At 63.0% G+C, this 548-nt stretch carries 1 protein-coding gene; it reads right to left on the reverse strand.

Annotated elements, in window-relative coordinates:
* Window positions 1–548: Ig-like domain-containing protein (locus tag HU767_RS28575; protein ID WP_186731117.1), on the reverse strand; the 548-nt coding region annotated here is incomplete at both ends.

Consider the following 548-nt stretch of genomic DNA (forward strand, 5'->3'; position numbering starts at 1 on the left):
TCGGCGTCGGCGGTGTTGAGGGTGTAGGTGTAGGAACCGTCGGCGTTGAGCACCAGGGTGCCGTAGGTGCCGGTGAACGTGCCGGGGGTGATTGGGCCGGACGCCACAGCGTCCGCGCCTTGGGTGTCATTGGTCAGCACGCTGCCGGTCAGGGTCAGGTTGGTTTCCGAGGCGGTACCGTTGCTGTCGTCCACGGCTTTGGGCAGGTCATCGACGATGTTCACATCGAGGTTGCCGTTGGCGGTGGTGCCGTTGTCATCGGTGGCCACAACCGCGAATTGCTCGCTAACGCTGTTGGCGCCGTTGGCATTTGGATGGGCTTCATTGTCCAGAAGGGTGTAGCTGTAACTCACTACACCGGTAGCCGCGTTGAAGCCGGTGATGGTCAGGGTGTTGCCCAGCGCAGTCGTGATCGACTGTGGGAAACCAGCCGCTACGCCGTTGGTGACGACGTTAATCCCGCCTACGCTCAGGGTCTGCACACCGTCCAACGCCGTCACGGTGAACGTGCCGCTTTGGGTCAGGGCCGATGCATCCGGGCTGCTGCC

The organism is Pseudomonas sp. SWRI179, from assembly GCF_014268705.1.
Taxonomy (GTDB): Bacteria; Pseudomonadota; Gammaproteobacteria; order Pseudomonadales; family Pseudomonadaceae; genus Aquipseudomonas; species Aquipseudomonas zanjanensis.